We start from the raw sequence: 7,085 nt of genomic DNA, 5'->3' as shown, positions 1-7,085 counted from the left end.
CGGTTGCCAGATGAACGAGTACGACTCGGCCAAGATGGCCGACGTGCTGGCCGCCTCCGAGGGCCTGGAACTGACCGACAACCCCGAAGAAGCCGACGTGGTGCTGGTCAACACCTGCTCCATCCGCGAGAAGGCGCAGGAAAAGGTGTTCAGCCAGCTCGGCCGCTGGAAGGAGCTCAAGGCCAATGGCCGCAACGTCATCATCGGCGTCGGCGGCTGCGTGGCCTCGCAGGAAGGCGAAGCCATCGTCAAGCGCGCGCCGTATGTCGACCTGGTGTTCGGCCCGCAGACCCTGCACCGCCTGCCGGAGCTGATCCGGGCCCGCCGCGAGCAGAACAAGCCGCAGGTGGACATCAGCTTCCCCGAGATCGAAAAGTTCGACCGCATGCCGGAGCCGCGCGCCGAAGGCCCATCGGCCTTCGTCTCGATCATGGAAGGCTGTTCCAAGTACTGCTCGTTCTGCGTGGTGCCCTACACCCGCGGCACCGAGGTCAGCCGTCCATTCGAGGATGTGCTGGTCGAATGCGCGCAACTGGCCGCCCAGGGCGTGCGTGAAATCAACCTGCTCGGCCAGAACGTCAATGCCTACCGTGGCCCCTACGGCGACGGCGAGATTGCCGACCTCGGCCTGCTGATCCGCACCCTTGCTGAAATCGACGGCATCGGCCGCATCCGCTTCACCACTTCGCACCCGCTGGAATTCAGCGATTCGCTGGTCGATGCCTACCGCGACGTGCCGAAACTGGCCAACTACCTGCACCTGCCGGTACAGGCCGGCAGCGACCGCGTGCTCAGCGCGATGAAGCGTGGTTACACGGCACTGGAGTTCAAGGCAAAGATCCGCAAGCTGCGCGCGGTGCGCCCGGACATCTCGATCAGCTCGGACTTTATTGTCGGCTTCCCCGGCGAGACCGACGCCGACTTCGACAAGACCATGAAGCTGATCCAGGACGTGGGCTTCGACCAGAGCTTCTCCTTCATCTATTCGCGCCGTCCGGGCACCCCGGCCGCCGATCTGGAAGACACCACCAGCGAGGCCGACAAGCACGCGCGACTGTCGCGCCTGCAGGCACAGATCAATGAACATGCCGCCAGCATCTCCCGCGGGATGGTGGGCACCGTACAGAGCATTCTGGTCGAAGGCCCCTCGCGCAAGGACCCGAACGAATTGACCGGCAAGAGCGAGAACATGCGCTCGGTGAACTTCCCCGGCAGCCCGCGCATGGTCGGCCAGTTCGTCGATGTGCTGATTACCGAAGCGCTGAGCAACTCCCTGCGCGGCCGGGTGGTAACGCAGGACTGAGCCACCGCAACGCCGCAGCCCGGGCAAGCACCAGCGCGCCCGGGCTGGCGGGCTCGGCCGGCGCCCGGTCATTTTTTCGCCACACGACCGAGAGGTCCGTCATTGCTGGGCTGCGAGCGGTTATCCACATGTTGGTGCACGCTCGGTCCACACCCAATGTGGACAAGCCTGCCGGGCATGGCAGTTTTTTGACCAAACCGGGCCACCCCCTTGTATTTCAAGGGCTGCGCCACGATATCCACAGCTTCGTCGCCGCCACATCCACACCTGCTGTGGAGAACTGGCCCCCTGCAGGCAACCGCCGATCCGGCCACCTCCTGGCCCCGCGGCGCCGCCGACAACCGAGCTGCCATCACGATGACCACTAGCCACCATCACGACTTCACCCTGGAACCAACCGATACCGAGCGCCTGGCCAATCTCAGCGGCCCGTTCGACGAACACCTGCGCCAGATCGAGTTGAAGCTGGGCGTGGAGATCGCCAACCGTGGCCATGTGTTCCGCGTCAGCGGGCCGGGCAAGACCGCCGCCGAGGCCGAGAAGCTGATCAAGGCGCTGTATGTCGAGGCTGCCGATACCGTATTCGACAGCCATGCCATCCACCTGCGCTTGAACCAGGCCAATGTCGCGCAGGTGGTGGACCACGCCTATGAAGCGCAGGAAGTGGCGATCAAGGTCAAGCGCGGCACGGTACGTGGCCGCGGTGCCAACCAGTCCAAGTACCTGCACCAGATCACCACCCACGACATCAATTTCGGTATTGGCCCGGCCGGTACCGGCAAGACCTTCCTTGCCGTCGCAATGGCCGTGGAAGCGCTGAACGAGTCCCGCGTGCAGCGCTTGATCCTGGTGCGGCCGGCAGTGGAAGCCGGCGAGAAGCTGGGCTTCCTGCCCGGCGACCTCACCCAGAAGGTCGACCCCTACCTGCGCCCGCTCTACGACGCGCTGTACGAAATGCTGGGCGTGGAAAAGGTGGCCAAGCTGCTGGAGAAGAACGTCATCGAGATCGCCCCGCTGGCCTATATGCGTGGGCGTACGCTCAATGACGCCTTCGTGATCCTGGACGAAGCGCAGAACACCACCATCGAGCAGATGAAGATGTTCCTGACCCGGTTGGGGTTCGGCTCCACCGCCGTCGTCACCGGCGACCTGACCCAGACCGACCTGCCCAAGCACGTCAAATCCGGGCTGCGCGACGCCATCGAGGTGCTGCGCGACGTCGAAGGCGTCAGCTTCACCTTCTTCGAAGCGCGCGATGTGGTCCGCCACCCGCTGGTCGCTCGCATCGTCAACGCGTACGACCGCCGCGACCTGCAGCAGGTCAAACCCGGCGCGGACTGAGCTTAGACTGGCACCTCCCGTGAAGCACAGGAGGTGCCATGTCCCGCTCATACCCGCTGTTCACCTGCGCCCTGTTGCTGGCTGCCGGCCTGCCGGCCATCGCCGCGTCCAAGCAACCCGCTGCACGCCCGTACGTCGAAACCAGCTATCTGATAGCGCCGCACCACGTAGGCGAGTTCGAACTGGAAGACGCCAGCTATGACCCGGAGCAGAAGTATTCCGGCGCTGGCTTTCGCTATGCCTTGAAGGATCATCAGGAAGTCCGTTTCGACGTCTATGTCTACCCGGCCGGCCGCATGCCGCAGGCCACGGCGGTAGAAGGCGGGATGAGAGCCTTTCGTGACGACCTGAAGCAGGCCGTCAACCAGGGGACCTACACCAACCTGCAGGAACTGCAGGACAGCAGCTTCCCCTTGCAGGCCACTGCCCCTGTCGCGGTCCCGGCCAACGACATCGATGCTGCTGCGATCAAGGCCGAGGCGGAGGCCGGTCAGGTCACCGGCCGCAAGCTGCAGCTGCGCATGAATCTGCAACCAAATAACTGGCCGATGTATTCCAGCGGCTACCTGTTCTATAAGCAGCTTTACTACTTCAAGCTGCGCGCCAGTGCCGCGCAGGAACGGATCTCCCAGGATGCATTTGACGCGCTTGCAGACCGCGCAGCGCAGACCCTGATCCCCGCCCTGCGGGTGGCCAACATCGGCGACTGCGCCAATGCAACAATCGAACTCTCACCGGATGCATCGCCGGAAGCCCTCACTGTATCGATGGTCCAACAAATTACCGAGGCGATGAGTCGCAGCTGCCATCCAACGGCCGACAAAGCAGACCTGCCCCAGGCTGGCTCCGACAGCGAAGTGATCCAGATCAGCTACACCGCCGACGAATGGAAGTCGCAGTGACACGCTTGCCGCGCGATACTGTGCCTTCTGTATTGCCTGATTGCTGGAACCTGCCATGACCAAGGGCCCTGTCCGCCTTGATGTAGCTGTCAGCTACGCCCTGCCCCGCGCCGGCCTGCCGGCCGCGGTGAGCTTCCGCCGCTGGGTGGCTGCCGCCCTCAAGGGGCGCATCCGTGAAGCCGACCTGGCCATCCGCCTGGTCGACGCCAAGGAAGGCCAATCCCTGAACCGCCACTACCGTGGCAAGGATTACGCCACCAATGTGCTCAGCTTCCCAGCCGACATCCCGGAAGGCCTGCCCAAGGGCGTGAAGTTTCCACTGCTCGGCGACCTGGTGATCTGCGCACCGGTGGTAGCGCGCGAAGCCGGCGAGCAGGACAAGGTGCTGAACGCCCATTACGCCCATCTCACCGTGCATGGCGTGCTGCACCTGCTGGGCTGGGACCACGAAGACGACAAGGAAGCCGAGGCCATGGAGCAGCTTGAGCGCGAAATCCTGGCCGAGCTGGGCATCGGCGACCCCTACGCAGGCGAGCGCTGAGCCAACTGTCGTGCCGAGCCATGCTCGGCAAGCGCGCTGCCGGAGACATCGGTACAGCAGGCTGCAGGTGGCGAACGCAGTAACAGCTGCTGATCGCAGTTATCAACGGCGCTGATCAATCCCTGGCTTCGCGGCTCACACCGCTCCAACCCGCACACCACGCCGGCGCGATATCGCTATCATCCCCTGCAGAACTTCTGCCGATCGAAAGCCGTGCGCCCAATCCGTCTGCTGCCACTTGTGCTCTTCGCCGCCGGGGCGGCCCACGCCCAGACCGCCATCGACCTGCCGGCACTGATCGAATGCCGCCAGGGCGTCAGCGACTTCGCAGCGCTGGCGCCGGTGGTCAACGATCCCTTGAAGGCCGTCGCACTCGGCTGGCGGCCGCTGCCACAGGGCAACCTGTTCATGGCCGAGTACCAGCTGAACACGCCGATCACGGTATTCGGACATCGCTCGGACCACGTCGCCATGGCCGGCGGCACCATCATTGCCATCCTCGACCTGCCCGACCCCCGCCCGCTGGCCAAGCAACTGGAGCTGGAAGTCGGCTACGACGCCGACGACAAGTTCATGGCCGGCCGCGAGCTGGTCAGCCGCGATGTCAACGATGCCAAGACCGGTGAAGCGCTGATCGAGTCGGTGGTCCTGGGCGTATCCAACGTCAAATCCCATCCGGGCAAGACCCTTGCCGGCTGTACCTACAGCCTGGACCAGCCTGCCGAGGGCGAGGCGCCAGCCCCGCCGACCGCCCCCGCCGCGCCGGCTACCACCACGCCCAGCATCCAGACCTCGCCAGCGGCCGGGGTTTGAACAGGGCACGGCAAACATCCTGCTAGACTTGCCGGAACGCCCGGCGTGCCGGGTGCAGTCAAACCAAGAGATGTCTGAAGACGACAGTAGTACCTCGCCGGAAAACGGCGAGAAGAAACGTAGCTGGCTGGAGCGCCTGGGTTCGGCGTTCTCCAGCGAACCCCACACCCGCGACGAGCTGGTCACCATCCTGCAGACCGCACAGCAGGACGGCCTGATCGCCGCCGACACCCTGCGGATGATGGAAGGCGCCATTTCGGTGGCCGAGCTGACCGTCGGCGACGTGATGATCCCGCGCTCGCACATGGTGTCGCTGCCGGTGGATTGCCCCTTCATCGAATTGATGAAGCAGGTGGTCGAATCGGGCCACTCCCGCTTCCCGGTACACGGCGAGAACAAGGACGACATCCTTGGCATCCTGCTGGCCAAGGACCTGCTACGCGGCGTGGTCGCCGATAACAGCCATGCCAGCGTGCGCGAGCTGCTGCGGCCGGCGGTGCTGATCCCGGAATCGAAGAAGCTCAATGTGCTGCTCAAGGAGTTCCGGCTCTCGCGCAACCACATGGCGATCGTGGTCGACGAGTACGGCGGCGTCGCCGGCCTGGTCACCATCGAAGACGTGCTGGAGCAGATCGTCGGCCAGATCGACGACGAGCATGACGAGACCGAGGACCACACCTCGCAGATCGCCATCCTCGCCGATGGCCGCTATGTGGTGGATGCCTTGACCACCATCGGTGACTTCAACGAGCGCTTTGGCGCTGAGTTCTCCGATGATGACTACGACACCATCGGCGGGTTGATCACCGAGGCGGTTGGCCACCTGCCGGAAATCGGCGACGAGCTGACCCTGGAACGCTTCGTGTTCCGCGTGGCCAAGGCCGATGCCCGCCGCGTTCAGGCCTTCCACGTCACCATCCTGCCGCCTGAAGACCAGGACGAAGATTGATCACCCTGCGCCTGCCGCGGCTGCTGTCCGCGTTTGCGATGTTGTTCCTGCTGCTGGCCGCGATGGCCAGCAGCGCACAAACCGTCGCCAACCCACCCAGCGAATCCAGCACCCAACCGGCACCGCGTATCGGCGTGGTGACCATGCTGCCCGGCGAAGTGTTCTTCGAACGCTTTGGCCACGATGCGCTGGTGGTGATGGACCCGGCCAGCGGCCAGGCAACGTCCTACAATTTCGGCTACTTCGATCCGTCCGAGCCCGATTTCATCGGCAATTTCCTCCGCGGCCGGATGATGTATTACCTGGTGGCGCTGCCGCTGGACGAAGACCTGGCGCAATACCGCGACGTTGGCCGTGGCGCCAGCATCCAGTGGCTCGACCTGCCGCCCGCGCAAGCCAGCACGCTGGCCGCCGCCCTGGCCGAGCGGGCCAAGCCCGAGAACGCGCGTTACCGCTACGACTACTTCACCGCCAACTGCGCCACCATGGTGCGCGACAGCCTGGACCAGGCCATGGGCGGCGCCCTGCAATCGCAGCTGGCCGGCCGCTCGCGCGGCAACACCTATCGCAGTGAATCGGTGCGTCTGGCCTCGCCCTCGCCTTGGATGTGGCTGGGTTTCGACCTGGGCCTTGGCCCCAATGCGGACCAGCCGCTGTCGCGCTGGCAGGAAGCCTTCGTGCCCATGCGCCTGGCCGACAGCCTGCGTGAGGCACGCAACAGCGAAGGCCGGCCGCTGGTACAGACGGAGCAGCAGTTGTTGCCGCAGCGCCTCGCGGCCGAGCCCAAGGAACAACAACGCGCCTGGTGGCCCTGGCTGCTGATCGGGCTGGCGGTCGCCGCGGCGTTGTTTGCCGGCCGCCGCAAACCACGCGCAGTGGGCGCTTTTGCGCTGCTGTTCTGGCTGTTCTGCGGCATTGCCGGGGCACTGTTGACCTTCCTGTGGGGGTTCAGCGAGCACTACGCAGCCTGGGCCAACCGCAACCTGCTGCTGCTCAATCCACTGGCGCTGCTGCTGATCCCCGGTGCGTACAGCCTGTTGCGCGGGCGCCAACCAGGCGCCTGGTTCCGGGCCCTGCTGTGGGTGGTGAGCGGTATCGCCGTACTGGCCCTGCCCCTGCATTGGCTGTCACTGCAGGCCCAGTTCAACATGCAGTGGATCGTGTTGCTGTTACCCATCCACGTGGCGTTGGCGCTGATCCTCGCGCGGCGCAGCTTGGCGCAACCGGCCAGCTGAG

Annotated in this window: 7 protein-coding genes; all 7 read left to right on the top strand. The window is 64.9% G+C overall.

All coding sequences use genetic code 11. The annotated features are described in order from the left end of the window. Window positions 1-1,303, top strand: a 1,303-nt coding sequence (miaB, locus tag RT460_RS11490) for a tRNA (N6-isopentenyl adenosine(37)-C2)-methylthiotransferase MiaB (protein WP_313319088.1), incomplete at its 5' end; no start/stop codon positions are given. Window positions 1,304-1,660: 357 nt separating this feature from the next. Beyond that, window positions 1,661-2,644, top strand: a complete 984-nt coding sequence (locus tag RT460_RS11485; protein ID WP_313319087.1) for a PhoH family protein — start codon at window positions 1,661-1,663, stop codon at window positions 2,642-2,644. 38 nt (window positions 2,645-2,682) lie between these two features. After that, entirely contained in the window at window positions 2,683-3,546 is an 864-nt protein-coding gene (locus RT460_RS11480; RefSeq protein WP_313319086.1) for a hypothetical protein, read from the top strand. 55 nt (window positions 3,547-3,601) lie between these two features. Beyond that, window positions 3,602-4,087: an rRNA maturation RNase YbeY gene (ybeY, locus tag RT460_RS11475; RefSeq protein ID WP_313319085.1), complete on the top strand. Its 486-nt coding sequence runs from the start codon at window positions 3,602-3,604 to the stop codon at window positions 4,085-4,087. A gap of 222 nt (window positions 4,088-4,309) precedes the next feature. Then, window positions 4,310-4,900 carry a hypothetical protein gene (locus tag RT460_RS11470; RefSeq protein WP_313319093.1) on the top strand — a complete coding sequence of 197 codons (591 nt, stop codon included), beginning with the start codon at window positions 4,310-4,312 and terminating at the stop codon, window positions 4,898-4,900. Between the two features lie 70 nt (window positions 4,901-4,970). Continuing rightward, complete coding sequence (locus tag RT460_RS11465) at window positions 4,971-5,849, top strand: transporter associated domain-containing protein (RefSeq protein ID WP_313319084.1); 879 nt, start codon at window positions 4,971-4,973, stop codon at window positions 5,847-5,849. A 38-nt stretch (window positions 5,850-5,887) separates the two neighbouring features. Then, complete coding sequence (locus RT460_RS11460) at window positions 5,888-7,084, top strand: DUF4105 domain-containing protein (protein ID WP_313319092.1); 1,197 nt, start codon at window positions 5,888-5,890, stop codon at window positions 7,082-7,084. The last annotated feature ends 1 nt before the right edge of the window (window position 7,085 follow it).

Origin of the sequence: Stenotrophomonas sp. (genome assembly GCF_032061965.1) — a bacterium.
In the GTDB taxonomy this organism is placed as follows: Bacteria; Pseudomonadota; Gammaproteobacteria; order Xanthomonadales; family Xanthomonadaceae; genus Stenotrophomonas.
Note: the sequence above shows the minus strand (reverse complement) of the source record. Positions and strands in the feature narration are given on the sequence as shown.